Genomic DNA, 26,491 nt, shown 5'->3' on the forward strand with positions numbered 1-26,491 from the left:
GTGGAGTGGGGGAAAATCCGGCGATAACTTCAAAGGATTACCTATCACTATAGGCCGAACGTCTATTGTATTCTGCACTGATCGGATACATCTGGTATGAGGCACCAGAGGAAGAACAGAACTTTTCTACTTTGTTGGAATTTATCAATGCCAGTGAGACCAGGGAGGATGATGAAGAATTTAAAAATGCAGTGGATGAATTGTTTGAAGAACTGGAAGCAGAAAATCCGGAACACTTTGCAGTAAGGCAATATCGCAAGTACAAGCTTGCGGCCGGCAAAACTGCAAAATCGATTTTGATTTCCTGTGGTGCCAGACTTGCACCATTTGACATTCAGGAACTAAGAGAAATCATGTCGTATGACGAAATGGAACTGGATATGATCGGTGATCAGAGAACAGCCATGTTTGTCATCATCAGCGATACCGATGATACATTCAACTTTGTGGTAGCGATCATGTACACCCAGCTCTTTAACTTGCTTTGTGATAAAGCGGATGATGAGCATGGAGGCAGGCTCCCTTATCATGTACGGCTGCTTCTTGATGAGTTCAGCAATATCGGACAGATTCCAAAATTCGATAAGTTGATTGCTACGATCCGAAGCAGGGAAATCTCCGCTTCTATCATCTTGCAGTCACAATCTCAGTTGAAAACTATCTATAAGGATGCTGCTGAGACGATCACAGGTAACTGTGACACCGTTCTTTTCCTGGGCGGAAAGGAAAGCTCCACACTGAAAGAAATATCAGAAACCCTGGGAAAGGAAACCATTGATCTTTATAACACATCAGACACCAGAGGCAGCAACCGGTCCTATGGACTGAACTATCAAAAGACTGGAAAAGAACTGATGAGTAGAGATGAGCTGGCGGTCATGGATGGAGAAAAATGTATCTTACAGCTTCGTGGAGTCCGGCCGTTTTTAAGCAACAAATATGACATCACAAAGCACAAACGGTACAAAGAGCTTGCCGATTTCAATAAGAATAATGCGTTTGATGTCGAAAAATATCTGGCACACCGACTGGTGATGTCGAAAGATACAGAATTTGAAATGTATGAAGTAACTGTAACACAAGAAGATGTATCAGCGATTGAAGCTGAGGAAAGTGAGGACTGATATGAAAGAAAGAATTCGAGCACCCTGCTACTACTGATAAGGGTACAAAAAGGTCTGAATAAAAGGGAAAGGAGTAGAGCCAAACGCTTACAGACCATAAGAAAAGCGTTTGTTCATACATTTGATTATGGCTTTTTTTAGCAGTGCAATCAATATCCTTCAGACACTGGTCGTTGCAATCGGTGCCGGTCTTGGTGTCTGGGGCGTAATCAACCTGATGGAAGGTTATGGAAACGACAACCCGGGTGCAAATGCTCATGTGCCATAAAGTAACACACAAGAATTTGATAGACAGCAGCCCACTATTCCGTTATTACCTTACGCACACACCTTGTAACTTTTTCGTTAAGCCTATTGACTCTGATACCTCGGAAGAGATATAATATAGTTGCTATTTAGCAAGCCTAAATAGCAAAGCTAAAGAGAGGCGACGATATGAATAACAAATATGTCCAGCAATTCAAAAAAGGCTCTCTGGAAATGATACTCTTATGCCTAATCGGACGCAAGGAAACTTATGGATATGAAATTATAACCGAATTGAACAATAGTGCGTCTGTTTTGGGATATGCGAAAGAGGGAACCATTTACCCCATTCTGTATCGTTTACAGGAAGCAGAACTAATCAAATGCCGATTGGCTCCGGCTGCGGCAAATGGCGGCTCAAAAAAGTATTATTCTTTAACGGATAAAGGCAGGAATGTACTTGATGAACTAATCTTATTTTGGTCAAGCTATGAAAACTGCGTAAACGGCTTTATAGAAAGTTATCAACAAGCGAGGGTGTCCAAATGAAAGAACAATATATCAAACAGGTTGAAAAGGAACTATCTTTACCACGCAAAATGAAAAAAGAGGTTGTGCGTGACTTGAATGAAGTTTTTGCGTCTGCTATGGAGCATGGAGAAACAGAGCAGCAGATTATCCAGCGTTTGGGGACGCCAAAAGAATTTGCAGACAGCACCGCAGAACAGTTTGGCATTGATAACACCAAATCGAAAAAAAGGAACGGTATCATTTCTACTCTTGCTGCGCTTGTTATCGCGGTTGCTGCCTTTTCGGTATATGCTGTTACGCAATCAGGAAAAGTACCAGAAGGAGCAATCGGACAAGCAGACGCGACAACAAATATACAGATTGAGGGCGCGTTTGCCTTTGATATTTCGCATATCCTTTTGGCTATTGGGTTTGCAGCAACAGCTATTGCTGTTTTGTTAATTATCCGAACCATACACAAAAACAGGAGGTAACTAATGAAAAAGTATATTTCTGTATTCACAATCATGGTTATGATTTTTATGGCTGCGTGTTCTAATCAAAATACATCATCTACACCGACAAGCAATGAGAACAATACGCAATCTAATAGTGTTACAAAATTGGACGAGGGTGTTTGGCCTGCGAATGAGTACACAGAGGGGCTTCCTGTTGCGCCTGGTACGGTTGCATGGGCTACACTTGATACAGAACATGAGAATTGCAATATCAACCTTACCGGCATTAGCGAAAACGACTATAACGAGTATATGGAGCTTTTGAACCAAGAAGGCTTTTCCGTAATTGAAAATGTGTCAGAGGAAATCGAAGGAGAAAACTATGTTTCTATCGGGACACTTTTATCAAATGACGAAAAGTGGTTAAGTATCAGCTACATACCCGATAGTCTAACTATCTACATTTCCTTTGACAATAACTGAAAGAGATAACGGAATAGCAAAGTCAGCCGAGCCAGTCAACGGTCAAGATGAACGACGCAAGCGCCGCCGTTGACAGCCCCGCCCGCCTTTGCTGGTAGGCAATCAAGGGGCGACAGCAAGGAGTGCTGCCGCCCCGCACTATTATCAGAGAGAGGGGGAATTTCCATGACCGAAGATGAAGCCTACAAAGTGCATATCCAGTACACTTTTAACGCCTTTTGCAAGGTTGTCATTCGTCACGCCGCCATAGATATAATTTTGAAGCTGCGCCAGAGGTGGGAACGGGAAGTTTCCCTTGACTATCTGATGAATGAGAAGTTTGTCCAGTTTTCCGAGCCGGAGCAGCTTGAAGAATATCTTTTTACCGCCTGCGGCCAGACCGCCGTTCTGTACCATGCGGAACTTGCCGCTGCCCTTGCCCTTTTGCCGGAGCAGGCACAGGAAGAAATTTTCCGTTACTATTTCCTGCGCCAGCCGCAGAGAGTGATCGGCGTACATATCGGCCGGACACGCAGCACAGCGGGGCGGCATATCCAGCTTGCCTTGCAACGGCTTCGGAAGGAAATGGAGGTGAGCCGGTATGAATAAACTTCTCCCCTATGAAACAATCGTCAAGGCGCATGAGGGCGACCCGGACGCAATCGACACCGTTCTTTCCCACTACGCCGGATATATCCGCTACTGTTCCAAAGTACACGGGAAAGTCAACACCGAGGTTGAGGAACATATAAAGCAGAAGCTAATTACCGCGCTGTTCAAGTTTCGCTTTGACCGATAGTAAACAGGAAATTAAGGAGGCAAGAGGTTTTATGAAAAATCAGCTTTCAACAGTGACGGAAGTTGTAGTTAGAAGCACCTTTTACATCATCACAAACTTTGTATTTGTCAGCATGGGACTGTCGTTTCATACTCATTGGATTGCAATTCTATTTTTACTTTCAATGGTATGGGCTACTATTGACTACGGCAAGTCTGTAAACAAAATAACCGGGAAAAAGGTTATTGCTGAAATACTATGTATATGCTGCATTGCGATAAGTATAGCGATTGCATATTTTGTGGGATATATTCAAGGAGAAATCGTTTCCTTTTGAAAACATAACGCAATAACTCTCCGTTTATCATACCAATATGAAATGAGTTTTCAAAACTGAATACCAGCCGCCACCGGCGCGGCCAGTGAAAGCAGTAAGTCTGAAAAAGATTTGCTGCTTTTTTGTTGCCCGGCTCCGTTCCCGGCCATTTTGCCCTGTTCGGATTGTAGTAGTAAGTGAAAGGAATATTTTTTTGCCCCGGCGTTTGGCATTTCTGATTTTTGTCCGTAGTAAGAAGCAAAGAGAAAATTGTCCGTTTCGTTTGGCAAATTTCAAAACGCGGTGGTGTGGGGAGTGAAAGGAAAAATTCTCTGCCCCGCCGGTTGCCAAAATCCTGTTTCCCGGATTACTAAGGCAAAAGAAAATTTGAAAAATCCCCGTTCAGCGGGTAGCTGGCGACCTTTCAAATGTATCTTTGGCGAAAGAAAAAAGGCCGCGCACAACGGGCTGAAAGCCCCGTTCCATTCGCTCTATGTACGGAAAAGCCCGGACAGGGGCAGTCTGCGGCAGTCTTAGAGCAAGATTCTACCGCAGTACCAAATTTCGCTTATCGCTCATTTTGTCCTTGCGGGAATCTTGTTGGGGAGTGCCTTCCCCAAACCCTGCTATGGCGGCTAAAGCCGCTTGAAAAATTCCCGCAAATTCTTTTCGGATTATTTCAAAAACAGTTCCGCTACACACCCCGTTTTTCTCCTATTAGTGAGAGGACACCACGCACAGAAAGGAGGTCAACCACCTATGAAACGATATAACACGCCCCACCGCAGCAGGGTAGTCAAGACCCGGCTGACCGATGAAGAATACGCCGACTTTACCGCCCGGCTTGCCCCTTATGGTATGAGCCAGTCCGAATTTATCCGGCAAGCCATTACACGGGCAACCATACGCCCCATTGTTACCGTTTCCCCGGTCAATGATGAATTGCTTGCCGCTGTCGGGAAGCTGACCGCCGAATACGGCAGGATCGGCGGCAACCTCAATCAGATTGCCCGGTATCTGAACGAATACGGTGTGCCGTACAACGCCCTGTCCGGCGAAGTCCGAGTCGCCATTTCCGACCTTGCAGCCTTGAAGTTTGAAGTCTTGCAGAAAGTAGGTGAAGCCGTTGGCAACATTCAAACATATCAGCTCTAAAAATGCCGACTACGGGGCAGCCGAGCAGTACCTTACCTTTGAGCATGACGAGTTTACCATGAAGCCTACCCTTGATGAAAACGGGCGGCTTGTCCCCCGTGAGGACTACCGTTTTGCCACGCTGAACTGCGGCGAGGAAGATTTTGCCGTTGCCTGTATGCGCTCCAATCTCCACTATGGCAAGAACCAAAAACGGGAAGATGTGAAGTCTCACCACTATATCATCAGCTTTGACCCACGGGACGGAACGGACAACGGTCTGACCGTTGATAAGGCGCAATCGCTGGGCGAGGAATTTTGCAGAGAGCATTTCCCCGGACACCAGGCCATTGTCTGCACCCACCCGGACGGACACAACCACTCCGGCAACATTCATGTGCATATCGTCATAAACAGTTTGCGGATTGAAGCTGTCCCGCTTCTGCCCTATATGGACAGACCAGCAGACACAAAATCCGGCATGAAGCACCGCTGCACAGACGCAGCTATGGAATATTTCAAGTCCGAAGTCATGGAGATGTGCCACCGGGAAAATCTGTATCAGATTGACCTTTTGCATGGCAGCAAGAACCGAGTGACCGAGCGTGAATACTGGGCGCAGAAGAAAGGACAGCTTGCCCTTGATAAAGCCAATGCCTCGATGATAGCGGACGGTATCACGCTCCGGCAGACGAAGTTTGAAACGGACAAGCAGCGGCTCCGGCAGACCATACGGAAAGCCCTTGACCGGGCTGGCAGCTTTGACGAGTTTGCCGCCCTGCTTCTCCGGGAAGGTGTAACCGTTAAGGAAAGCCGGGGGCGGCTGTCCTACCTTACCCCGGACAGAACCAAGCCTATCACAGCCCGGAAGATGGGGGACGATTTTGACCGTACCGCCGTCCTTGCCCTTTTGGAGCAGAACGCCCACAGAGCCGCCGAACAGACCGCAGCCATACCCGAATACCCCGGCAGCATTATGGAGCATTTACAGCGGAAAAAAGCCACCAAAACCGCCCCGAAACAGGACGGTTTACAGCGCATGGTTGACCGGGAAGCGAAACGAGCCGAGGGCAAGGGCGCAGGCTATGACCGCTGGGCTTCCCTGCACAATCTCAAACAGATGGCGGCTACCCACAACTTCCTCATGGAAAATGAACTGCTTGACCTTGACAAGCTGGACGCAGCCGTGGAGAGCAGCCGGAAAGCCCTGTCCGAAGCGAGGGAAAGTCTGCGGGGCATTGAACAGAGCATTTCCGATAAGAAAAATCTGCGAAAGGTTGTCAGCGATTACCGCCGCACCCGCCCCACCATTGACGCTCATAAAAAGCTGTCCGGGAAGAAAGCGGAAGCCTACTACCGGGCAAATGAAGCGGATTTTATCATCTATGAAGCTGCCCTGCGTCAGCTAAAGGTACTTGCACCGGGAAAGAAGCTGCCAGCCACTTCCAAACTGAATACGGAGATTGAAGCCCTCATTTCCGAGAAAAACGCAGCTTACAACACCTACCGCACCGCCAAAGCGGAGTATGAGCAGCTTGCCACCGCCAAACGGAACGCAGAGCAGATACTACACGGCACACCGAGCCGTCAGAAAAAGCACGAACAGGAGCGTTAAAAACCGCCCCGAAATGATACCGAAACCATACAAAAGGCTGGGGGTATAGCTTACCCTACCCGCGCATACCCCCGCCCTTGCAAACGGGGCTTACAGGGCAGATTTTTCCCGAAAATGATACCGGGAACATACAGATTTTGCCCCTGTCCCGTTACACCCGACCAAACCGAAGAAAGGAGCGTTTTTTCATGCCGAGAATGAGCAAGAAGCGGCGGCTGGAATGGGCGTTCTTCCTCAATGAGCGAAACCGCATTACTTTCAATGCCCTTTGCCGGGGCTGTACCCATGACTGCAAGCAGAGTTTTAGGGCTATCGTGGTACTCTGCCCCCGGTATTACTCAAAGAGATGGAAAGCCCGCCCCGCAGATAAGGAGAACCAAGATTATGTCAGATAACCGCAAATATTATTACCTCAAACTGAAAGAAAGCTATTTTGACGATGACGCTATCGTGCTGCTGGAAAGTATGCAGGACGGTATGCTGTATTCCAATATCCTCTTGAAGCTGTACTTAAAATCGCTGAAATACGGCGGCACTTTGCAGCTTGACGAGAATATCCCCTACACCGCCCAAATGATAGCCACCATTACCCGCCAGCAGGTCGGCACAGTCGAAAGGGCTTTGCAAATCTTTATGAAGCTGGGGCTTGTCGAACCGCTGGACAACGGGGCTTTGTATATGAGCAATATCGAGCTTTTCATCGGTCAGTCCTCTACCGAGGGGGAGCGCAAGCGCAGGGCAAGAATGAAGATTTCAGAGCAAAAACGACTTAGTGGACAAGTGTCCGAACCAAAAGCGGACATTTGTCCACCAGAGATAGAGATAAAGAAAGAGATAGATATAGAGATAGAAAAAGAGAGAGAGTCAGAACCGGGACAAGCCGCCCCCGCAGCTTACGGCAGATATGAAAATGTGATTTTGACAGATACGGAACTTTCCGAACTGCAAGCAGAACTGCCCGACAAGTGGGAGTATTATATTGACCGTCTATCCGGCTATATCGCTTCCACTGGGAGGAAATACAAGAACCATGCAGCCACTATCCGCAGATGGGCGGCTGACGATACCGCTAAAGCTGCCCCGAAAAGAGGCATACCCGATTACAGCTACAAGGAGGGAGAAAGTCTATGAAACCAGCTTTTGAAGATATGAATTTACAGATACCAGCAGCCACCGCCGAGCCGGAGGACTACACAGGTGAGGACGGTCTGCTCTACTGCGGCAAGTGCCGGACACCGAAAGAAGCCTATTTCCCGGCTGATAAGGTTGCCCTGTTCGGGCGTGACCGACACCCGGCAGAATGTGACTGCCAGCGGGCGCAGCGCATGGAGTGTGAAGCCGCCGAACAGCAGAGAAAGCACCGGGACAAGGTGGAAGAACTGAAACGCCGGGGCTTTACCGACCCGGCTATGCGGGAATGGACTTTTGCCAATGACAACGGCAGAAACCCGCAGATGAAAACCGCCCATTTCTATGTGGAACATTGGGAGGACATGAAAGCCGGGAACATCGGTTATCTGCTCTGGGGCAGCGTCGGCACAGGCAAAAGCTACCTTGCTGGGTGCATTGCAAACGCCCTCATGGAGAAAGGAATCTCCGTCCGTATGACAAATTTTGCCCTTATCCTCAATGACCTTGCAGCCACCTTCGAGGGCAAGAACGAGTATATTTCCAACCTCTGCCGCTATCCGCTGCTTATCCTTGATGATTTTGGAATGGAGCGTGGCACAGAGTACGGATTGGAGCAAGTCTACAATGTGATTGACAGTCGTTACCGAAGCGGCAAGCCGCTGATCGTCACGACCAACCTCACGCTTACCGAGTTACAGAACCCGCAGGACACGCCCCACGCCCGGATTTATGACCGACTGCTTGAAATGTGCGCCCCGGTCTGCTTCTCCGGCGAGAACTTCCGCAGGGAAAGCGCACAAAACAAGCTAAACCGCTTAAAGCAACTGATGAACGATTGAAAGGAGTTCGCCTATGACCGATAAAAAAGAGCATATCAGACACAGCATGAAAAGCACCGCACCCGCCGACTGCGTGACGGAAATCCGCATAGGGAACTCTGTTCTTGTGGTGTCCGGCTTTTTCAAGCAAGGTGCAAAGGAAACCGCCGCTGACAAAATGGCTAAGGTGCTGGAAGCGGAAACCGCTACGCAAAAATCGGCAATATGACGGGCTGTAAAGAAGCATTTTTCACATTTTGCCGCTATACACGCTGCCCCGCTGTATGGTACAATCGAAGTACGGAATAGTGGGGCTGGCTGTCAGAAACGGAGGAAACCATGTTAAGACAGACAACCCAAAACCTTATTACCGCCCTTTATCCGAGATTATCCCATGAAGATGAATTGCAAGGAGAAAGCAACTCTATATCCAACCAAAAGCGCATTTTGGAAACCTACGCCAAGCAGAACGGCTTTACCAATCTCTGCTGGTACACGGACGACGGTTATAGTGGTGCGAACTTCCAAAGACCCGGATTTCAAGCCATGCTTGCAGACATTGAAGCCGGGAAAGTTGGCACAGTCATTGTCAAGGATATGTCCCGTTTAGGGCGAAATTATCTCCAAGTGGGAATGTATACAGAAATGCTATTCCCACAGAAAGGCGTCCGCTTTATCGCTATCAATGACGGAGTGGACAGCGCAATGGGCGACAACGATTTTACCCCGCTGCGTAATCTTTTCAACGAATGGATGGTGAGAGATACGAGCAAAAAAATCAAGGCAGTTAAGAAAGCAAAAGGTCTAAGCGGAAAGCCTGTTACCAGCAAGCCCGTGTACGGCTACCTCATGGACGATGACGAGAATTTCATCATTGACGAGGAAGCCGCCCCGGTGGTCAAGCAGATTTACCAGCTTTGCCTTGCCGGGAACGGTCCGACCAAGATAGCCCGTATGCTGACCGAGCAGCAAATCCCCACGCCGGGGACGCTGGAATACCAGCGCACAGGCAGTACACGCCGCTACCACCCCGGCTATGAATGTAAGTGGGCGACCAATACCGTTGTTCATCTGTTGGAAAACCGGGAATACACAGGCTGTCTTGTGAACTTCAAGACGGAAAAACCATCCTACAAGATGAAGCACAGCGTAGACAATCCCATTGAGAAACAGGCGATTTTCGAGAACCACCATGAGCCAATCATCGACTTGCAGACATGGGAACGGGTGCAGGAGTTACGCAAGCAGCGCAAACGCCCCAACCGCTACGATGATGTGGGCTTGTTCTCCGGCTTGCTGTTCTGCGCCGACTGCGGTCATGTGATGTACCAGCAGCGGTATCAGACCGACAAGAGAAAGCAGGATTGCTACATCTGCGGCAGCTATAAGAAGCGCACCGCCGACTGTACGGCGCACTTCATCCGCACCGACCTTTTGACGGCGGGTGTGCTGGACAATCTGCGGAAAGTGACCGCCTATGCACAGAAGCACGAAGCCCGGTTCGTGAAGCTGCTTATCCAGCAGAATGAAATGGGCGGCAAGAGGAAACAGGCGGCAGCTACCAAGCAGCTTGAACAGGTGCAGAGCCGCATTGCAGAACTTTCCCGCTACATCAAGCGTCTGTATGAGGACAATGTAAACGGGAAAATCAATGACGAGCGTTTCATGGAAATGTCCGTAGACTACGAAGCCGAGCAGCGGGAACTGAAAGAGAAAGCCGCCGCATTGCAGGGCGAACTGGACAAGGCACAGGAAGCCACGGTAAACGCTGAAAAGTTTATGAACGTTGTCCGCAAGTACCTTTCTATTGAGGAACTGACCCACACCCTCTTACGTGAAATGGTGGAGAAAATCGTTGTCTATGAATGTGAGTATGACGAGAACGAAGTACGCCGCCAGCGCATTGATATTTATTACAGCTTTGTAGGCAAGATTGACTTGCCCGAAGAATAAAGCCCGACCTATCCGACACCCTGCGCAAGTGCCGGATAGGAACGGCAAAATTTTTTATACTTCTATTACTTCTTTATCACACATAAGCAAAATCCCAGGGAATTAAACAGCTGATGAGCGGTGGTGGTGTTATCCTGATCGGAACACAGCTGATCCCGCTTCTGAGTGGATTATTTGGTTAAGAGAAAGGAGTAGAGATCCATGTTCAGTCAGATTTTTGATGCGATTGAGGAATGGATGAGGGAACTCTTAACCGGGATGATCACTTCCAACCTGGACACGATGTTTACTGATGTCAATCAAAAGACCGGTGAGATCGCTACCCAGGTTGGACAGACCCCGCAAGGGTGGAACGGCAGCATATTCAGTATGATCCGGAACTTATCAGATTCCGTGATCATGCCGATCGCAGGTATTATTATTACACTCGTACTCTGCTACGAATTGATTTCTATGCTGACCGAGCGTAACAACATGCATGATATTGATACCTGGATGTTTTTCAAGTACTTCGTAAAAATGTGGATCGCTGTGTATCTGGTGAGTAACACATTTACGATCACAATGGCGGTATTCGATGTGGGTCAGCACGTAGTTAATTCTGCGGCCGGTGTTATCACAGGAAGTACCGCCATTGATATTTCTTCGGCATTGACGGATCTTTCCACAACACTGGAAAGTATGGAAATCGGAGAACTTGTTGTATTGGCGCTGGAAACCCTTATCGCCGGCTTCTGTATGAAGATCCTGTCTGTACTGATCACAGTGATCATGTATGGACGTATGATAGAGATTTACCTATATACCTCAGTTGCGCCGATTCCATTCGCAACTATGAGCAACAGAGAATGGGGACAGATCGGCACAAATTATTTCAGAGGACTCTTTGCCCTGGCTTTCCAGGCATTTCTGATGATGGTATGCGTTGCAATCTATGCAGTGCTTGTTGCAGGTATCCAGTATTCAGATAATCTGAGTTCTTCATTATTTGGCGTTATGGCTTACACAGTAATCTTATGCTATAGCCTCTTTAAGACGGCATCCTTAAGTAAGTCGATATTTAACGCGCACTAAATTACAGGAAGGAGTGAAAATCATGGCATATGTCAGCGTACCGAAAGATTTAACGAAGGTAAAGAATAAAGTAGCATTTAACCTGACCAAAAGACAGTTGATCTGTATCGGGATAGGTGCTGCAATGGGAATTCCAAGCTATTTCCTCTTGCGTAATGTGATGGGAAACAGTAATGCAGCAACAGTCATGGTGCTTTTGATGTTACCGGCATTTTTATTTGCCATGTACGAAAAAGACGGGATGCATCTGGAAGATGTTCTGATGCATATGATCAGGGTGAAGTTTCTTCGTTCACCCGTTAGAAAATATGAAACTGAAAACTATTATGAGACAGATCCGGAACAGATCAGACAGTCTCCGGATACAGGAAAACCGAAAGGAGGAAAAACGGTTGCGAAAAAAGAAAAATAAGAAAACTGTCGCAGATACCGGATACAAAAAAGTAGACAGAAAAGAGAAAAAGAAAAAAGAAAAGCAGGAGGAAAAACGCAGGCAGAAAAAACTGTCCGTCCAGCAGTCGATCGCTTATAAGGAAATGGGAAAAGATGGAATCTGCAGGGTACAGGGAAAAACGTATTCTAAGTGTATTCGCTTCTATGATATCAACTACCAGCTGGCTCAGAACGAAGATAAAAATGCGATCTTTGAAAACTGGTGTGATTTTCTCAATTACTTTGATGCCAGTATTCATTTTCAGCTGAGCTTTATCAATCATAAAAGCAGCATGAAAGAATTTGAACAGGTCATCCGGATCCGTCCTCAGGAGGATGCTTTTGACGATGTCCGTATGGAATATGCCAAGATGCTGAAACAGCAGCTGGCGAAAGGAAATAATGGACTGGTGAAATCAAAATATATCACCTTTTCCATCGAAGCAGACAATATCCGGGAAGCAAAGCCAAAGCTGGAACGTATTGAATCAGATATCCTGAACAACTTCAAGATCCTTGGAGTTCCGGCATATCCGCTGAATGGCGTGGAACGTCTGCAGATACTGTATGAGACTTTCAATCCGGATATCATGACAGACTTCCAGTTTGATTATGGTTCCATGATCCGGACAGGACTCAATACAAAGGATTATGTGGCACCGACCAGTTTTGTATTCCGAGACAGAAATACGTTCCAAATGGGAAATACTATCGGGGCTGTCTCTTATCTGCAGATCCTGGCACCGGAGCTTACGGATAAGATGCTGGCAGAATTTCTGGATATCGATAAGAACCTGATCGTCAACCTGCATGTCCAGTCTGTGGATCAGATGAAGGCAATCAAGCTGGTAAAAAGCAAAGTGACGGATATCAACCGTATGAAAATCGAAGAACAGAAAAAAGCAGTCCGGGCCGGATACGATATGGATATCATTCCATCGGATCTGAACACGTATGGCGGAGAAGCTAAGCGTCTGTTAGAAGACCTGCAGTCACGAAATGAGCGTATGTTCCTTGTAACAGCGCTCTTTTTAAATACTGCAAAGACAAAACAGGCACTGGATAATGCCATCTTCCAGACGGCCGGTATTGCACAGAAATATAACTGTGTGCTGAAACGTCTGGATTATCAGCAGGAAGAAGGATTGATGAGCAGTGTTCCGTTGGGAGTAAATCATATCCCAATCAGGCGGGCTCTTACGACTACCAGTACAGCAATCTTTGTTCCGTTTACGACACAGGAGCTTTTTATGACAGGAGAATCCTTATATTACGGATTGAATGCACTCAGTAACAACATGATCATGGTGGATCGTAAAAAGCTCAAAAACCCGAATGGACTGATCCTTGGTACGCCTGGATCCGGTAAATCCTTTGCAGCAAAAAGAGAAATCACCAACGCTTTCTTTGTTACGAAGGATGACATTATCATCGGAGATCCGGAGGGTGAGTATTACCCACTGGTCCATGCACTTGGCGGACAGGTCGTACACATTTCACCAACCAGTAAGGATTATATCAATCCGATGGATATCAATATGGATTATTCCGATGATGACAATCCACTTGGTGTAAAATCTGATTTTGTCCTGTCTTTATGTGAGCTGATCATGGGAAGCAGGGATGGAATTGAAGCAGAGGAAAAATCAGTGATCGACCGCTGTCTTCCACTGGTGTATCAGAAGTACTTTGCAGATCCAAAACCGGAAAATATGCCGGTCCTTGGTGACCTGTATGACTGCCTCAGAAAGCAGAAAGAACCGCAGGCACAGAGAATTGCAACAGCGTTGGAAATCTATGTAAATGGATCACTGAAAGTATTTAACCATAGAACCAATGTGGAACTGAATAACCGTATTGTCTGCTTTGACATCAAGGAACTTGGAAAGCAGCTGAAGAAAATCGGAATGCTCATCGTCCAGGATCAGGTATGGAACAGAGTTACGATCAACCGCGGCATCAAATCCACCAGGTACTATATCGATGAGTTCCATCTTCTGCTCAAAGAAGAACAGACAGCAGCTTATTCCGTAGAAATATGGAAGAGATTCAGAAAATGGGGTGGTATTCCAAGTGGTATCACCCAGAATATCAAAGATCTTCTTGCCAGCAGGGAAATTGAAAATATCTTTGAGAACAGTGATTTTATCCTGATGCTGAACCAGGCTGCAGGTGACAGACAGATCCTTGCAAAACAGTTGAATATTTCCCCATATCAGTTGTCTTATGTGACGAATTCCGGGGAAGGAGAAGGACTTCTTTTCTATGGAACAACAATTATTCCATTTAAGGACAAGTTCGATAAGAACTTGAAGCTGTACAGTTTGATGACTACAAAACCGGAAGAAGTTGAAAAACGAGAGAAAGAAATGGAGGCGGAAAAGCATGAAGGAAATCGATAAGATCCGAATCAGGCAGTGGAACCAGGATAATCCTTACATTCAGATGAAAAATCTGGAAAATGCACAGCCTGGATACCGTGTTCATACAGTCAATGATGATCATCATCTGTATGAACTTCCGCTGGAAACACAGAACATTATCCTTGACTGGGTATTCTGGAATTTTTATCCGGCACAGAAAATCTATCCGCATCTTACCAGTGATGATCTGAAAGAAGTTCTGTATAAACGTACCCAGATCCATCTGCACAACAATCAGTTCAAGGAGGCTATGCTGATCAATGGTTTCTGGCCGAGAGATCCGAGTGAATTGAACTGGGTATTTCATATCCAGGCGAGCTCTCCAGCAATCAGGACACAGGCAGATGGTTATCCTGGTATCCCGATTATAGGACGCCAGGAACTGAATGAGTACAGAAAGAAAAGTTGTGCCAGGAGGTGATGACCTATAGCTGGAAAAGAATTTAAAGGCAAAGATAAAAAGGTCGCAAAGATGACCAGGGATGGTCTGACAGAAGAAAATCTTCGTGATGGTAGTGTAAAAGATATCAGTCACAGGAGTCGAGGACGACCAGAAAATAAGGAAGAATTTGTTCCGGAACGGGAACGAAAAAAGGCTGAGAATGAAGATTCAAAATCGGGAAAAGGTAAACGACTGCAGATGGAAAAGATCCGGAAATCTTCTGTCCGGCAGGAAGCTGTTGAGGATACAGTTGAAGTCACACCGGAAGAAAAAGTATCCGGATATCGAAAGAAACTGCATCGTCATGAAAAAATCCCGGATGATGATAATAATCTGAACAGCCAAAAGAAATCCATTCGGAAGAAGCAGCTGCAAAAACAGATGACCAAAGAACAGGCAAAAGCCGGAAGATTATCTTTTGATGATGAAGGAAATCAGATGGTGAAAGGTGCTGGCATGAAACCGGGAGGGACAGCCGGGAAATACATTGCTACACAAGCTGTTATATCTGGCATGAAAGCAGTCACTTCCGAAGAGGAAGAAACAGATGAAAATGCAGGTGTGGAAAGTGCCAGACTTGCAGAGCGTGAAACAGAAGCTGCGTTACGTGGCCTACGTCATGCTCAGATCCGCAGCAAACGAACGGATGTGAAAACCCATCGCAGAGGTTATCGTGAGGCTACTGTAGAAAAGAAACTGAAATTTGGTTCTGCAGAAAGTATGGAAGGAGTCAAACATGCAGAATCGGTAAAGAACGCTGAGCAAAAGAGACATTTCTATAACCGCTTCTTTCAGAAAAAACGATATAAGGATGCATACCAGGCAGCCAGAGCCGGAAAATCCGCTGGCAGTCTAGGTGGAGCGACAACCATTACCGGTGTCGAGAACATGACGGTAAAAGCAAAGATTGCCTTGAAAGAGATTATAAAGCGTAATCGTGCCATGTTCGCAGGCATCGGTATTTTTGCGCTTCTTTTTCTTGTCATAGCAGTATCTCTGGGGAGCTGCAGTGCCTCTATTGAGGGTGCTGGATCTGTGATCGGTATTACAACGTATCCAAGTTCAGACGAGGATATCTATGCTGCCGAAAACAGATATGCCGCTTTGGAAAGTGCCTTGAATCAGCAGATCAATGAGATGGAAAGAAGACATCCAAATTATGACGAGTATCAGTACAACATTGCTGAGATTGGTCATAATCCATACCATCTTATCTCGTATCTTACCGCAAAATACGGGGACTGGACGTACTCAGATGTTGAAAACGAGCTGCAATCTCTTTTTGAAGCACAATATCATCTGAATACAGAAGGTCGAACAGAAACGGTGACAGAAACCAGAAATGTTCGAGTCGGAGAATCATTAGGACAGGTAGTGACCAGCGGATATTGTAACTGTCGAATCTGTTGTGGTGTATGGTCCGGAGGTCCAACTGCCAGTGGTGCATATCCAACTGCAAACCATACCATTGCTGTAGATGCTTCCAATCCATTTGTGCCGATTGGCACTAAGGTAGTAATGAATGGTGTGGAATACACAGTTGAGGATACCGGAGCCTTTGCACGATATGGTGTCCAGTTTGACGTTTACTATGATAACCATGCTGCAGCCTCTGCTCATGGACACCAGACCTGGGAAGCTTATATCGCAGATGACAATGGCAGTCAGGAAGTAACCGTTACCAGTACAAGCACCAAGAAGATTCTGTATGTGACACTGACAAATGGAAGTTTTGATGCTGTGGCAAGAGCCAATCTGAATGCAGAACAGCTGATTATTTACAATGCGTTAAATACGACCTATGGAAACAGAAATTATCTGTGGGATGTAAACAATGTGACCAGTGGATCAGGCGGTAATGGAATGAGCTATGAGATTCCACCGGAAGCACTGCAGGATGAAGAATTTGCCCGGATGATCCGAGAAGCGGAAAAATATCTGGGAGTACCTTATGTATGGGGTGGTTACTCTCCGTCCGGATTTGACTGCTCAGGATTCGTATCTTATGTCATTAACCACTGTGGTAATGGCTGGAACTATGGACGATTGACCGCAGATGGATTAAGAGGCGTATGTACTTATGTATCACCGCAAGAAGCAAAACCAGGAGATCTGATCTTCTTCCAGGGAACGTATAACACATCCGGTGCAAGCCATGTGGGTATCTATGTCGGTAACAATATGATGATCCATTGTGGGGATCCGATCCATTACTCAAATATCAGCACATCCTACTGGCAGCAACACTTCATGTGCTTTGGAAGACTGCCATAAATGGGTGATTGAAGGGAGGTGAAAGTTTGAATAAAAAGATTAAAAAATATCTGGATGAAATTGCCAAAACAGAGAAAAAGATCGCGGATCTGCAGCAATATCTCAGAGGTGTCCAGGCTGCATTAAAGCAGGAAGAGGACAATGAGATGATCAGGTGCATCCGTGGTATGAAGATGGATAATGATCAGTTATATGATCTTTTGGATGGTATCCAGAGTGGAAAAGTTAAATTTCAGGTAAGCAGGGAGTCTGACGATGAAGGTTCAGGCTCCTTTGTATTCACAGAAGAAAATAAGGAGGAATATCAGAATGGTGAAATGGAAGAAAATGAATAAGAAAATGGCAGGACTGCTGTTGGGAGTCATGATGCTTTTTACAGCATCAACCACAGCATTTGCCTATGTGGATGAATCGGCAGAGGCATCCAAAGTAGAGACAACTCAGACGGAACAGTCAACAGACAAAGAAGAGAAAAAGGACGAGGCGACAAACACAAACGAGGTGCTGCCGGAAGATGGAACAGACAAGGGAACTGCATTTACGACACCTGGCAATGGTGAAGTCAAGGATGACATTACCGATGATTCCACAAAGGAATTTCTTACGGTTACAACGAAGAATAACAACACTTTCTATATCGTGATCGACCGTAGTGCCACATCACAGAATGTCTATATGTTATCCCAGATTGATGAGAATGATCTGTCCGAATTTCTGGATAAAGACAGCACTGCTACTGTCGTAACACCACAGCCAGATAAATCAAAGGTAGTGCTGGATGAAACAAATAATGAGGATGTAGACAAGGAAGCTACCATTGATCCGGAGAAAACAGCATCTGCAAAAACCAATATGGGTGCAATGGCAACAATCCTGATTTTGGCTCTCGGCGGTGTGGCAGCTTACTACTACTTCAAGATCTATAAACCTAAAAAAGAGGAAGATGAGGATGATCAGCCGGAAGGTTTGGAAACAGGTGGACTGGAAGAAGTTCCGGATGAGGAAGAGTCTGAAGACGAAGATTTTGAAGAAAATGAAAAATAAATAAACTTTTTTAGTGGAGGGGGCTGTAAAACATGCTCTCTCCGTTTCGTTATATGAAGGAGGTAATACATCATGTATTTAGTAATTGCAGAAAAACCAAGTGTATCAAGAGCAATCGCAGAAGTGATTGGAGCACAGGAACGAGAAGACGGATATTTACAAGGAACCGACTGTATGGTCAGCTGGTGCTTCGGACATCTGGCCGAATATGTTTCACCGGATGCTTACGATGAGAAATTTAACCAGTGGAGATATGAAGATCTCCCGATCATCCCGAAAGACTGGAAAGTTACAGTCTCAGAAGATAAGAAAGATCAGTTCTATATCTTAAAAAGACTGCTCAACAGTCCGGAAATTGAATACGTCGTAAATGCCTGTGATGCCGGACGTGAAGGAGAATTAATCTTCAAACATGTCTATGACTTATCCGGAAGTAAAAAGCCGGTGAAACGATTATGGATTAGTTCTCTGGAAGATTCAGCAATCCTTGATGGAATGCAGCATCTGAGATCCGCAGAGGAATACCGACATCTGGCCGAAGCTGCTGTATGCCGTTCTCAGGCTGACTGGCTGGTAGGAATGAATGCAACCAGAGCTTACACCACAAAGTACTTCAAAAAGCTGACCGTTGGAAGGGTTCAGACACCGACACTTGCCATGTTGGTGGAACGTGCCGGACAGATCAGCAATTTCCAGAAAGAAAAGTATTTCAATGTGGAACTCGATTGTGATGGAATTCCGGCTGTAAAGCCAAAAATCTTTGATCCGGATGAGGCGGAACAGTTAAGAAGTAGATGCCAGGGAAGTGAAGCTATTGTCACAGCAGTAAAAGAAACGGAAAAGAAAGTAAAAGCACCAAAGCTTTATGATCTGACCACACTGCAGAGAGAAGCAAACCGTATCTACGGAATGACAGCCAAACAGACACTGGATACCGCTCAGAGCCTGTATGAAAAGAAACTGATCACTTATCCAAGAACGGACAGCCAGTATCTGACCGAAGATATGGAGCAGACAGCAAGAAATGTGGTTCGTCAGATTTATGAGAAATATCAACTGACAGGTCCGTTTGATCAGCCGGAGCAGCCAGATGTGAAGAAAGTCATGAATAACAGCAAGGTGACAGATCACCATGCAATCATTCCAACGATGGAACTTGCATCCTGCCATCTGGATGAATTGAAATCCTGGGAAGAAAAGATTCTTTTCCTGATTGCAGTCCATACGGTCATGGCAATGAGTAAGGATCACATTTACCAGGAAACAGAGATTGAAGTGGAATGCCAGGGAGAAATCTTCAAAGCAAAAGGAAGAACTGTGTTGCAGGATGGATGGAAACTCTTTGAAAACTGCTTCAAGAATAAGGATCGCATGGCAATCGTAGATCCGGATCAGGAAATGAAAGAGAGGATGCCGAAAGTAACCCAGGGACAGACTTTCTATGCTGTAGCTGCAGAAAAGACAGAACATTTTACATCGCCACCAAAACCATACAGTGAAGATACTCTCCTTGCAGCAATGGAAACTGCTGGAAATAAGGAATTCGATGAAGACACAGAAAAGAAAGGATTAGGAACTCCGGCAACAAGAGCTGGTATCATCGAAAAACTGATCTATTCCCAGTATGCCACCCGAAAAGGGAAACAGATCCTTCCAACAGATGATGGAAAAGTCCTTGTGGAGATCCTGCCAGACTTTCTGAAATCTGCAAGTATGACTGCAGAATGGGAAAATCAGCTGCTCTTGATGGAGCATGGAGAGATTGCACCGGAACAGTTTATGACCGGGATCAAAAACATGCTGACCATGATGCTGAATGGATGCGATGCGATTTCCGAAGAAGAAACAAGAAGATTTCAGACCAGAGAAAGCATTGGAACATGTCCGGTATGTGGAAGCCTGGTATATGAAAGCAAAACCAACTTCTATTGTAGCAACCACGATTGTCACTTTGCTCTCTGGAAAGATAACCGCTATCTGCAGAGCATGGAAAAAACCATGGATAAAAAGATGGCTGCAGAACTTCTGAAAAGTGGATGTGTGCATGTAAAAGACCTGTATTCCAGAAAGAAGAATATGTACTTTGAGGCAGATCTTCATATGGATGCAGATGAAACCGGAAGGGTGAATTTTTCTTTATCCTTTCCCAAAAAGAAACCAAAAAACAAAAGCAAAAAGAAATAAGAAAACAGATTAGAGGAGGAAACGAAGAATGAATTTTAATGAATTTGTAAATGAAGTAAAGGACAATATCAGACTCTTTTTACCGAAGGATTATGAGAATGCCGAGGTGTCAACGATGGAGTGTCAGAAACTGAACCGTGCCTATACGGGATTGATGGTGAGAAAAGAAGGGGAGATGCTTACTCCAACAATTAATCTTAACCAACTGTATGAAGCATATAAAGCACAGCCTGGCGTAACAATGGAAACTGTATGTAGAAAGATTGCAGATATAGTCATTGAGGCACCGATACAGGTTGATCTGAAATCCATTTTAAATTATGAAGATGTGAAGGACAAGCTGTTTATCCGTGTATCATCAGCCGAAGCAAATAAGGAAGTCCTCGAAAATGCGCCACACCATCTGAAGGAAGATCTCGCAATCACCTATCATGTGGCAGTAGGCAAGGATCAGGATGGATTAAGTTCCATGTTTATCAAGAATGATCTGCTTGAACAGTATGGAATCTCTGCAGAACAGCTTCATGAAGATGCGATGAAAAGTTCACCGCGTGTCATGGCTCCGGAGGTATCAAGTATAGGTGCATTGATAGATGAAATGTACCAGAAAAATATTCTCATGCTGACACCGGATGAACGTGAAATGCTGCAGGAAACATTGCAGGAATCAAGCGAGATGCCGACATTCTTTGTTGTTACGAATACAGACAGAATTGATGGAGCCGGTGTGATCTTTTATCCGGAATTCATGGATAGCATGGGGGAACTTCTTGGAAATGATTTCTTCATTTTGCCATCATCCATCCATGAAATGCTGGTCTTGCCAGATGACGGGCAAGTGGATGCAGAAATGTTAAGAGATATGGTAAAAGAAGTCAATGCGACTCAGGTAGCACCAGCAGAACGCCTTACCAATGATGTATATCACTTTGACACAAAGGATCACGTCTTTGAAAAAGCCGACAGATTTACAGAACGTCAGAAAGAAAAAGAAGCGCAGGCTGCAAAAACAGAGAAAGCAGGAAAAGAACAGCCGGATCAGAAACCGAAAACAAAGAAGCACGATATGGAACTCTAATATCAAGCATGAAACCCGTTAAATGAGCAAACGCCCTGCGGCATAAGGAAATGTCGTGGGGCATTTTGAAAAGGAGAAGATTATGACGAAAGAGAACATTAAAACAAATACAAGCTTAAGATACAGCCAGTATCGAAAAAGATTATCACACACATTTTCGTTTAAAAAATTGAAGAAGCAAATTGAGACGTTACATGATCAGGAATTTATTATAAATGTGCCGATTGGAGGTGTTGCTGATGGCAGATAAATTAGAACAGGTAGCAATTCGTATGGTGGAACAGCCACCACTTTATAGTAATGAACCTATGAATAATCCAGATGTAGCAATTCGTGTTATGGATGAATTTCTTTCCCAGATGGATCGGGAACTCTTTTGTATTGTTAATTTACAGGCAGATTTAACACCGATCAATATGAATATCGTATCTGTAGGATCGCTGAATGAAGCATTAATTAATCCAAGAGAAATATTTAAGAGTGCAATTCTTTCGAATGCTCATTCAATGATGCTCATTCATAATCATCCGTCCGGAAATCTGACACCATCTACATCGGATATCCAGACTACAGCAAGAATGCAGGAATTAGGGGAATTGATGGGGATTTCCTTGGTTGATCACATCATTACAGGACGGAATGGGAATTACTATTCCTTTCGAGATAAAGGAGAATTTCCAGATAGCAGGGTTCGTTTTTCTACTCGTGTTGAAGATATTGATCTGACTAAAGGAATGGTGACTGAAGCCACCGCACCCTATGAAGAAGTAACAGATACAAAAGAAAAGGGTGACGTAAGAGATATTCCAACAGTGCAGACAGCAACAATTCCATTACCGGTTCATGGAAAAGATATGGACAGCATTATGCAGTCACTGGAATCCGGTGTGGAAGAACTTTTTACAAGTAACCGCTATCAGGAATTTCTTAAAACCATGGCAAAGTTTCACAATTATTCCTTTAATAATACAATGCTGATCGCCATGCAGCGACCGGATGCCACACTTGTTACCAGCTACAAAAACTGGCAGTCCATGGGTAGACAGGTCATGAAAGGCGAAAAAGGAATTACAATCATTGCACCGGCACCATATAAGAAAATGAAGGAAAAAGAGGTTCTGGATGAAAATCAGCGACCGATCATGGGAACCGATGGAAAACCTAAGACTGAACAGGTGGAAGTTACAGTTCCGCATTTTAAAGCAGTTACCGTCTTTGATATTGCTCAGACATCCGGGGAACCAATCCAGACACTGGCACCGGAATTACTGACTGCAGCTGTACAGGATTTTGATTCTTTCATGCAGGCTATTCAGAAAATATCCCCAGTGCCGATACGATTCGATGAGATCGATGGCAATGCCAATGGATATTATCACAATGCAGATAAGGAAATCGTGATCAAAAAAGGACTCAGTGAAAGCCAGACCTTAAAGACTGCTATTCATGAAACTGTCCATGCTAAACTGCATGACAAGGAAATCATGGAAAGCCTGGGTGTAGAAAAAGACCGTCTGACAAAAGAGGTTGAAGCAGAATCTGTTGCTTACTGTGTGTGTTCTTCCTTTGGTTTGGATACATCGGATTACAGTTTTCCTTATATTGCAGGGTGGAGCAGCAGCCGGGAAATGAAGGAAATGAAAGCATCTATGGATGTGATCCGCAAGACAGCCGGTGAAATGATCGATCAGCTTACAGAAGAACTGGAAATCATTCTTGAAGAAAAACAGAAAACAGAATTACATGAAAAATACGGCATTCTGGTAGATGCACTGGAAGCAGCCGGATACCGCTATGATTATCGGGAAAGCGAACCGGGACATATTGTACTGGCACCGGATGGGACACATGAAATTGCCGGGTATTTGCAGTTTGAATCATGGGGAGATATCAAAGACTGGCTGGAAGATACGATTGCAGAAGGGACGGATGTTTCGGAGAGAGTTGATCGGGCTATGTACCCATTTAAGTATGATTATACCCTAGAGGAAGAAATGTTCAGAGGTAATGGTGACCTCTATGCGATTTATCATGTGGATGAAGACACACCGGGAAAACAACATTTATTTATGAATATGGCAATGGTCAAAGAAGATGGAATTACAATCGATGCAGAAAATTATAAATGTGTCTATTCTGGCAGATTACATGAAAATGAAAAGCTGGATGATTTGTACGCTATGTTCAACGATAATCCACCGGCAGATTATAAAGCACATTCTATGTCGGTCAGTGATGTTATCATTACAAACCGTGGTGGGGATATGCAGGCATATTACGTGGATCGATTTGGATTTGCAGAACTTCCAGACTTTGCAGCACAAAGAGAAAAAATACTCGATATTGTCCCGGAAATAGAAAATGTGGATTATGAAAATGATCTTACATGTATCAGCTTTTATGCGGCTGAATGTGCTGAATTTCCTGTAATGGGTGAAGTACATTATGACCTGACATTACCAGAAGCCTTGGAAGCTTATGAGAAAATCCCATCAGAACGTATGCATGGACTGAAATGTGTTGGCTTTGATCTGAAAGACGGAAGTGATTATGAAGGAATGCAGAGTCTGATGATTGAAGGAAAAATACAGAAAGAATTTTTGAATTCGATTCCTGGATTTAGAGAAAATTCTTATGTGCAAAATGCAATCAGTCGTGTGGAAAAATACTTGGAAGAAAGACATCCAAATGTGGAAAATCCTCTGGAATCCAATAAGAAAGTGGATAACGAAAAAAATATAAGCGAAGAAAAAAACGAGAAGGAGCTGAATATACAGATGAAACCAATACCGAAAAAGAAAAGGGGGGAAATGAGCCTATGAGAAATGTAAACCTGGAAGAAAACGAACTGACTATTACTGCTATCTTCCAGCAGCACACAAAGGAAGAAACAATCCAAACACTGAAAGAAGCTTTGGAAGTTTTGGAACAGGAAGAAAGTGATCCTGAGAATGATGAAATAATTGAGATCATCAATTCTACAGTTGGAAAATTACAGCAGATCGAAGACAAATACTACTATTCTCTGGATCTGAATTATTATCTGAATAACTTGGAGGATGATGCCTATGAAGCTTAATCAATTTGCAGTCTACCGAGTAGATCAGCAGACAGCAGGAAAAGCACTGTGGCATCTGCCATATCAAGAGGCAAGACAGCAGAATGTGTCGATTACTGTCGAAAATTACCGATTAATCTCGATTCATGAAATGCAGGAAAATGAAAAAGTCGCTGACATCTGGAAACGGACGAAAAATCAATGCGAAGTCAGTGACGTGCTCGTATTGAACAAGAATGGAGAAATCAGCTGCTACTATGTAGATGAGAACTATCCACAGTATCTGGCCGGATTTATTCGTATCAACACATCCGGTGCACTGATCACTATGGAAACTGAGAATTATCAGATTGATGGGAAAAAGGGGAACTGGATTGCAACAGACACCGTCATTATTGATGGAAAACAGTTTTATTTGATGGAACATCAGGTATACCGAGATCAGGCCCAGGGTGTTATCCTGGATGCTTATGGAAAAATGGTTGTCGAAGAATGTAAGAAATTCGATGAAAAGACAAAACAAAAGATTCATGATTACATCCAACAGCAGGTACCGCTAAATCCGGTCGAACAGCTAAAACAAGATGGTAAAATCCGTCTGGAACATTACCAGAAATTCTACCAGAACGGCACTTATGAACGAAGCAGAGAATCTGGTACAGAAGCTAACTATGATATGGTGGACGGTCTGGTGAATAATCAGAAGAAGAACCTGGAAAAAATTTCTGATGCACGCAACAACAAACAGACGTCCCGAAATCAACAAAATAATAAACCTAAGAAACGAAGGTCCGTAATCAAACGACTGCATCAAAAACAGATTGCCATTGCTCGCCGGTCCGGAAAGCCGATACCAAAGTACCTGGATCAGGAAATGGAAAGAAAGCGGGGATAGAATATGCGAAGGTTAAAGTGTGAAAAAGAAACGATTATTCTGACTAATGAAGATGATGGATTCTATGATGTGTATACCTTCAATCAGAGCTTGCAGAAACGGTTGAGGTCTTTTGCGGAGAAGTATCCGGATGATTGCTGGTTGAAAGGATCTTCGGAGGATGGTAGTGAAACGTATATGATTAAAAAAGGGCGGTTATCATTGAATTTAAGACCACCCTATTCCAAGGATAGAATTCATAAAGCAACCGAACGAATTATTGAAGAACAGAAAGAGCAATCGAAGGATTCATAGAATGCGATTTAAGAGAAAAAAGCCTCATGACCATGAGAAAAAATGAAAGCAAAATACGTTAGCTGATAAAGTGTATAGGCTCAAAAGGGAAAGTGCCCTTTTGGGCCTTTTTAATTTAAAATAGTTCTAAAGAACAAGTTAACAATCTGTAGATTCTGTATGTTTTAAAGATCAATCGTTATACTAATTTTAGACCGAATTATCGTTCTAAAGGAGGTGTCACAATGGATTTAAAGGCGGTTGGTCAGAGAATAAAAGCTGCAAGGGAAGCTAAGAATCTTACACAAGAAGAATTGGCAGGACTGGTAAACTTGAGTCCAACTCATGTAAGTGTTATAGAGAGAGGACTGAAAGTAACAAAACTTGATACTTTTATTGCGATTGCAAATGCATTAGATGTTTCAGCAGATACACTATTGATTGATGTTGTGACACATTCGGTTAGCGGCGTTACGAATGAATTATCTGAAATGATAGAGAAACTACCGAAAGAAAAGCAACAGAGAATTATCAATGCAGTGAGAGCATTGGTGGAATAAATACGTGAATAAGAAGATGGAAGGGCTTATTGCTCTTCTTTTTTATTTGGTTTAACGTGAAAATATGATATAGTAGTTCTAAAGAATTTTATATCTAATTTTCGATTATCCGCATAAACACTATACTTTCAAGTATTTTGAAGTATAGAAAACCATGATTATTCCGGGGCTCTTTGAGCCACCTGTCCGGACTTTGAGAGCCACCATTC

29 protein-coding genes and 2 pseudogenes are annotated in these 26,491 nt (G+C 44.5%); all 31 read left to right on the forward strand.

Going from position 1 to position 26,491, the window contains the following annotated elements:
- Positions 1-53 precede the first annotated feature (53 nt).
- A pseudogene (locus tag LIQ05_RS17990) lies at positions 54-1,124 on the forward strand (VirD4-like conjugal transfer protein, CD1115 family); the annotation flags it as partial.
- 127 nt (positions 1,125-1,251) lie between these two features.
- Positions 1,252-1,392 (forward strand): Maff2 family mobile element protein, encoded by a 141-nt coding sequence (locus tag LIQ05_RS17995; RefSeq protein ID WP_117528512.1) that lies wholly within the window; start codon positions 1,252-1,254, stop codon positions 1,390-1,392.
- A gap of 167 nt (positions 1,393-1,559) precedes the next feature.
- Positions 1,560-1,919: a PadR family transcriptional regulator gene (locus LIQ05_RS18000; RefSeq protein ID WP_015534245.1), complete on the forward strand. Its 360-nt coding sequence runs from the start codon at positions 1,560-1,562 to the stop codon at positions 1,917-1,919.
- Positions 1,916-2,374, forward strand: a complete 459-nt coding sequence (locus LIQ05_RS18005) for a DUF1700 domain-containing protein (RefSeq protein WP_147561406.1) — start codon at positions 1,916-1,918, stop codon at positions 2,372-2,374. The genes LIQ05_RS18000 and LIQ05_RS18005 overlap by 4 nt, the downstream gene beginning before the upstream one ends.
- A gap of 3 nt (positions 2,375-2,377) precedes the next feature.
- On the forward strand, positions 2,378-2,821 hold the full coding sequence (locus LIQ05_RS18010; protein ID WP_226822770.1) for a hypothetical protein: 444 nt from the start codon (positions 2,378-2,380) through the stop codon (positions 2,819-2,821).
- A 165-nt stretch (positions 2,822-2,986) separates the two neighbouring features.
- Positions 2,987-3,409: a sigma-70 family RNA polymerase sigma factor gene (locus tag LIQ05_RS18015; protein WP_177389974.1), complete on the forward strand. Its 423-nt coding sequence runs from the start codon at positions 2,987-2,989 to the stop codon at positions 3,407-3,409.
- Positions 3,402-3,599 carry a helix-turn-helix domain-containing protein gene (locus LIQ05_RS18020; RefSeq protein ID WP_147561399.1) on the forward strand — a complete coding sequence of 66 codons (198 nt, stop codon included), beginning with the start codon at positions 3,402-3,404 and terminating at the stop codon, positions 3,597-3,599. The genes LIQ05_RS18015 and LIQ05_RS18020 overlap by 8 nt, the downstream gene beginning before the upstream one ends.
- Before the next feature lie 31 nt (positions 3,600-3,630).
- The gene (locus LIQ05_RS18025) at positions 3,631-3,915 is read left to right on the forward strand and encodes a hypothetical protein (RefSeq protein WP_226822771.1); all 285 of its coding nucleotides are present in this window, start codon (positions 3,631-3,633) and stop codon (positions 3,913-3,915) included.
- Between the two features lie 699 nt (positions 3,916-4,614).
- Positions 4,615-5,049, forward strand: a complete 435-nt coding sequence (locus tag LIQ05_RS18030; protein WP_226822778.1) for a plasmid mobilization protein — start codon at positions 4,615-4,617, stop codon at positions 5,047-5,049.
- Complete coding sequence (locus LIQ05_RS18035) at positions 5,021-6,643, forward strand: relaxase/mobilization nuclease domain-containing protein (protein WP_226822772.1); 1,623 nt, start codon at positions 5,021-5,023, stop codon at positions 6,641-6,643. Before LIQ05_RS18030 ends, LIQ05_RS18035 begins: the two co-directional genes overlap by 29 nt.
- Positions 6,644-6,831: 188 nt before the next feature.
- Positions 6,832-7,038, forward strand: coding sequence for a hypothetical protein (locus tag LIQ05_RS18040; protein ID WP_015544131.1), 207 nt, complete (start codon positions 6,832-6,834; stop codon positions 7,036-7,038).
- On the forward strand, positions 7,028-7,774 hold the full coding sequence (locus tag LIQ05_RS18045; RefSeq protein ID WP_147619661.1) for a phage replisome organizer N-terminal domain-containing protein: 747 nt from the start codon (positions 7,028-7,030) through the stop codon (positions 7,772-7,774). Before LIQ05_RS18040 ends, LIQ05_RS18045 begins: the two co-directional genes overlap by 11 nt.
- Positions 7,771-8,613, forward strand: coding sequence for an ATP-binding protein (locus tag LIQ05_RS18050; RefSeq protein ID WP_147619663.1), 843 nt, complete (start codon positions 7,771-7,773; stop codon positions 8,611-8,613). Before LIQ05_RS18045 ends, LIQ05_RS18050 begins: the two co-directional genes overlap by 4 nt.
- A 46-nt stretch (positions 8,614-8,659) precedes the next feature.
- On the forward strand, positions 8,660-8,821 hold the full coding sequence (locus LIQ05_RS18055; protein WP_412315148.1) for a transposon-encoded TnpW family protein: 162 nt from the start codon (positions 8,660-8,662) through the stop codon (positions 8,819-8,821).
- A gap of 110 nt (positions 8,822-8,931) precedes the next feature.
- On the forward strand, positions 8,932-10,545 hold the full coding sequence (locus LIQ05_RS18060) for a recombinase family protein (RefSeq protein WP_147619667.1): 1,614 nt from the start codon (positions 8,932-8,934) through the stop codon (positions 10,543-10,545).
- Between the two features lie 86 nt (positions 10,546-10,631).
- Positions 10,632-10,727, forward strand: a pseudogene (locus LIQ05_RS18065) (Maff2 family mobile element protein); the annotation flags it as partial.
- A 19-nt stretch (positions 10,728-10,746) separates the two neighbouring features.
- The gene (locus LIQ05_RS18070) at positions 10,747-11,619 is read left to right on the forward strand and encodes a VirB6/TrbL-like conjugal transfer protein, CD1112 family (protein WP_226822773.1); all 873 of its coding nucleotides are present in this window, start codon (positions 10,747-10,749) and stop codon (positions 11,617-11,619) included.
- 22 nt (positions 11,620-11,641) lie between these two features.
- Positions 11,642-12,031, forward strand: coding sequence for a PrgI family protein (locus LIQ05_RS18075; protein ID WP_055163308.1), 390 nt, complete (start codon positions 11,642-11,644; stop codon positions 12,029-12,031).
- Entirely contained in the window at positions 11,946-14,453 is a 2,508-nt protein-coding gene (locus tag LIQ05_RS18080; protein ID WP_226822774.1) for a VirB4-like conjugal transfer ATPase, CD1110 family, read from the forward strand. The genes LIQ05_RS18075 and LIQ05_RS18080 overlap by 86 nt, the downstream gene beginning before the upstream one ends.
- The gene (locus LIQ05_RS18085) at positions 14,437-14,895 is read left to right on the forward strand and encodes a hypothetical protein (protein ID WP_003864573.1); all 459 of its coding nucleotides are present in this window, start codon (positions 14,437-14,439) and stop codon (positions 14,893-14,895) included. Before LIQ05_RS18080 ends, LIQ05_RS18085 begins: the two co-directional genes overlap by 17 nt.
- Positions 14,896-14,946: 51 nt before the next feature.
- Positions 14,947-17,190 (forward strand): CD1108 family mobile element protein, encoded by a 2,244-nt coding sequence (locus LIQ05_RS18090; RefSeq protein ID WP_226822775.1) that lies wholly within the window; start codon positions 14,947-14,949, stop codon positions 17,188-17,190.
- A gap of 26 nt (positions 17,191-17,216) precedes the next feature.
- Positions 17,217-17,525 carry a DUF4315 family protein gene (locus tag LIQ05_RS18095; RefSeq protein WP_005334805.1) on the forward strand — a complete coding sequence of 103 codons (309 nt, stop codon included), beginning with the start codon at positions 17,217-17,219 and terminating at the stop codon, positions 17,523-17,525.
- Positions 17,500-18,234: a CD1107 family mobile element protein gene (locus tag LIQ05_RS18100; protein WP_005334804.1), complete on the forward strand. Its 735-nt coding sequence runs from the start codon at positions 17,500-17,502 to the stop codon at positions 18,232-18,234. The genes LIQ05_RS18095 and LIQ05_RS18100 overlap by 26 nt, the downstream gene beginning before the upstream one ends.
- A gap of 72 nt (positions 18,235-18,306) precedes the next feature.
- A complete protein-coding gene (locus LIQ05_RS18105; RefSeq protein WP_226822776.1) occupies positions 18,307-20,418 on the forward strand; it encodes a DNA topoisomerase 3 in 2,112 nt (703 codons plus the stop codon).
- 28 nt (positions 20,419-20,446) lie between these two features.
- The gene (locus LIQ05_RS18110) at positions 20,447-21,496 is read left to right on the forward strand and encodes a DUF5688 family protein (RefSeq protein WP_005334802.1); all 1,050 of its coding nucleotides are present in this window, start codon (positions 20,447-20,449) and stop codon (positions 21,494-21,496) included.
- A gap of 82 nt (positions 21,497-21,578) precedes the next feature.
- Positions 21,579-21,746, forward strand: coding sequence for a hypothetical protein (locus LIQ05_RS18115; RefSeq protein ID WP_005423587.1), 168 nt, complete (start codon positions 21,579-21,581; stop codon positions 21,744-21,746).
- On the forward strand, positions 21,736-24,318 hold the full coding sequence (locus LIQ05_RS18120; RefSeq protein WP_226822777.1) for a JAB domain-containing protein: 2,583 nt from the start codon (positions 21,736-21,738) through the stop codon (positions 24,316-24,318). The genes LIQ05_RS18115 and LIQ05_RS18120 overlap by 11 nt, the downstream gene beginning before the upstream one ends.
- A complete protein-coding gene (locus LIQ05_RS18125; protein ID WP_003864553.1) occupies positions 24,315-24,575 on the forward strand; it encodes a transposon-transfer assisting family protein in 261 nt (86 codons plus the stop codon). The genes LIQ05_RS18120 and LIQ05_RS18125 overlap by 4 nt, the downstream gene beginning before the upstream one ends.
- Positions 24,565-25,449, forward strand: a complete 885-nt coding sequence (locus tag LIQ05_RS18130) for a YodL domain-containing protein (RefSeq protein WP_005334798.1) — start codon at positions 24,565-24,567, stop codon at positions 25,447-25,449. The genes LIQ05_RS18125 and LIQ05_RS18130 overlap by 11 nt, the downstream gene beginning before the upstream one ends.
- A gap of 3 nt (positions 25,450-25,452) precedes the next feature.
- Entirely contained in the window at positions 25,453-25,743 is a 291-nt protein-coding gene (locus LIQ05_RS18135; RefSeq protein ID WP_005334797.1) for a hypothetical protein, read from the forward strand.
- Between the two features lie 224 nt (positions 25,744-25,967).
- A complete protein-coding gene (locus LIQ05_RS18140; RefSeq protein ID WP_005334796.1) occupies positions 25,968-26,282 on the forward strand; it encodes a helix-turn-helix domain-containing protein in 315 nt (104 codons plus the stop codon).
- The last annotated feature ends 209 nt before the right edge of the window (positions 26,283-26,491 follow it).

The organism is Blautia glucerasea (assembly GCF_020537505.1).
Lineage (GTDB): Bacteria > Bacillota > Clostridia > Lachnospirales > Lachnospiraceae > Blautia_A.

What these genes read in the sequence shown, in the direction of transcription:
- LIQ05_RS18055 (WP_412315148.1), top strand. Translation starts at nt 8,660, where the DNA reads ATGAAAAGCACCGCACCCGCCGACTGCGTGACGGAAATCCGCATAGGG.
- LIQ05_RS18020 (WP_147561399.1), top strand. Translation starts at nt 3,402, where the DNA reads ATGAATAAACTTCTCCCCTATGAAACAATCGTCAAGGCGCATGAGGGC.
- LIQ05_RS18080 (WP_226822774.1), top strand. Translation starts at nt 11,946, where the DNA reads ATGAGACAGATCCGGAACAGATCAGACAGTCTCCGGATACAGGAAAAC.
- LIQ05_RS18120 (WP_226822777.1), top strand. Translation starts at nt 21,736, where the DNA reads ATGGCAGATAAATTAGAACAGGTAGCAATTCGTATGGTGGAACAGCCA.
- LIQ05_RS18040 (WP_015544131.1), top strand. Translation starts at nt 6,832, where the DNA reads ATGCCGAGAATGAGCAAGAAGCGGCGGCTGGAATGGGCGTTCTTCCTC.
- LIQ05_RS18140 (WP_005334796.1), top strand. Translation starts at nt 25,968, where the DNA reads ATGGATTTAAAGGCGGTTGGTCAGAGAATAAAAGCTGCAAGGGAAGCT.
- LIQ05_RS18130 (WP_005334798.1), top strand. Translation starts at nt 24,565, where the DNA reads ATGAAGCTTAATCAATTTGCAGTCTACCGAGTAGATCAGCAGACAGCA.
- LIQ05_RS18135 (WP_005334797.1), top strand. Translation starts at nt 25,453, where the DNA reads ATGCGAAGGTTAAAGTGTGAAAAAGAAACGATTATTCTGACTAATGAA.
- LIQ05_RS18015 (WP_177389974.1), top strand. Translation starts at nt 2,987, where the DNA reads ATGACCGAAGATGAAGCCTACAAAGTGCATATCCAGTACACTTTTAAC.
- LIQ05_RS18085 (WP_003864573.1), top strand. Translation starts at nt 14,437, where the DNA reads ATGAAGGAAATCGATAAGATCCGAATCAGGCAGTGGAACCAGGATAAT.
- LIQ05_RS18105 (WP_226822776.1), top strand. Translation starts at nt 18,307, where the DNA reads ATGTATTTAGTAATTGCAGAAAAACCAAGTGTATCAAGAGCAATCGCA.
- LIQ05_RS18005 (WP_147561406.1), top strand. Translation starts at nt 1,916, where the DNA reads ATGAAAGAACAATATATCAAACAGGTTGAAAAGGAACTATCTTTACCA.
- LIQ05_RS18050 (WP_147619663.1), top strand. Translation starts at nt 7,771, where the DNA reads ATGAAACCAGCTTTTGAAGATATGAATTTACAGATACCAGCAGCCACC.
- LIQ05_RS18075 (WP_055163308.1), top strand. Translation starts at nt 11,642, where the DNA reads ATGGCATATGTCAGCGTACCGAAAGATTTAACGAAGGTAAAGAATAAA.
- LIQ05_RS18010 (WP_226822770.1), top strand. Translation starts at nt 2,378, where the DNA reads ATGAAAAAGTATATTTCTGTATTCACAATCATGGTTATGATTTTTATG.
- LIQ05_RS18115 (WP_005423587.1), top strand. Translation starts at nt 21,579, where the DNA reads ATGACGAAAGAGAACATTAAAACAAATACAAGCTTAAGATACAGCCAG.
- LIQ05_RS18025 (WP_226822771.1), top strand. Translation starts at nt 3,631, where the DNA reads ATGAAAAATCAGCTTTCAACAGTGACGGAAGTTGTAGTTAGAAGCACC.
- LIQ05_RS17995 (WP_117528512.1), top strand. Translation starts at nt 1,252, where the DNA reads ATGGCTTTTTTTAGCAGTGCAATCAATATCCTTCAGACACTGGTCGTT.
- LIQ05_RS18110 (WP_005334802.1), top strand. Translation starts at nt 20,447, where the DNA reads ATGAATTTTAATGAATTTGTAAATGAAGTAAAGGACAATATCAGACTC.
- LIQ05_RS18090 (WP_226822775.1), top strand. Translation starts at nt 14,947, where the DNA reads ATGACCAGGGATGGTCTGACAGAAGAAAATCTTCGTGATGGTAGTGTA.
- LIQ05_RS18070 (WP_226822773.1), top strand. Translation starts at nt 10,747, where the DNA reads ATGTTCAGTCAGATTTTTGATGCGATTGAGGAATGGATGAGGGAACTC.
- LIQ05_RS18060 (WP_147619667.1), top strand. Translation starts at nt 8,932, where the DNA reads ATGTTAAGACAGACAACCCAAAACCTTATTACCGCCCTTTATCCGAGA.
- LIQ05_RS18100 (WP_005334804.1), top strand. Translation starts at nt 17,500, where the DNA reads ATGGTGAAATGGAAGAAAATGAATAAGAAAATGGCAGGACTGCTGTTG.
- LIQ05_RS18125 (WP_003864553.1), top strand. Translation starts at nt 24,315, where the DNA reads ATGAGAAATGTAAACCTGGAAGAAAACGAACTGACTATTACTGCTATC.
- LIQ05_RS18000 (WP_015534245.1), top strand. Translation starts at nt 1,560, where the DNA reads ATGAATAACAAATATGTCCAGCAATTCAAAAAAGGCTCTCTGGAAATG.
- LIQ05_RS18045 (WP_147619661.1), top strand. Translation starts at nt 7,028, where the DNA reads ATGTCAGATAACCGCAAATATTATTACCTCAAACTGAAAGAAAGCTAT.